This is a genomic window from Thermus sp., assembly GCF_056332225.1.
In genome coordinates this window covers 1-611 of sequence record NZ_JBWGQW010000216.1, presented here as the reverse complement: position 1 = coordinate 611, position 611 = coordinate 1, and the positions used below count along the sequence as shown (strand labels likewise).

Below are 611 nucleotides of genomic sequence, written 5' to 3'. Positions count from 1 at the left end.
ATCTGGAAGCACCTGGTGGATACACCCTCATCCCGAATCCTCTCCTGAACAAGCTCTTCAAGAGCGGCCTCTCGGATAAGGAGGTCACGGTTTTCCTCGCCCTCGCCACCCGCAGGAACCTCCACCGCAAGAAGGTCTCCGCGAAGGACCTCGCCCTCTTCCTCCGGCGGGACCCCCGCACGGTGGAGAAGGCCCTCCTCGCCCTCTGGGAAAAGGGCCTGGTGGAGCGGGACGCCGTGGGGTGGTGGCTTGCGCCCGTGGACGGGGAGGGTCTCTCATCCACCTCTCAGCAAGCCGTGCAGGCCTCTCAGCAAGGCTTGCAAGGCGAAAGCGCGGAAAACGCCCTCCAGGACGGGCTCGCCCCGGAGCCGGAAATAAAGAAAGAGAATCAAACCTCTGAAGAAAAAGATCCTCCTCATCTCAGAGGCTGTCGTAAAAGGGTGGTATCCTTAAGGGGTGACTCTTAGACGATCTTACCCCAGCGACCTCAGCGATGCGGAGTGGGCCCTCCTGGAACCCCTCATCCCCGCCCCTAAGCCCGGTGGCCGCCCCGCCAAGGTGCCGAGGAGGGAAAGGGTGAACGCCATCCAGAAGGTGTTCCCCTAAAGGGG

General features: G+C 62.4%; 2 pseudogenes. Both read left to right on the top strand.

Going from position 1 to position 611, the window contains the following annotated elements:
- A pseudogene (locus tag AC01Y6_RS10995) lies at positions 1-467 on the top strand (hypothetical protein); the annotation flags it as partial.
- Positions 457-588, top strand: a pseudogene (locus tag AC01Y6_RS10990) (transposase); the annotation flags it as partial. The pseudogenes AC01Y6_RS10995 and AC01Y6_RS10990, both read left to right, overlap by 11 nt.
- Between the last annotated feature and the right edge of the window lie 23 nt (positions 589-611).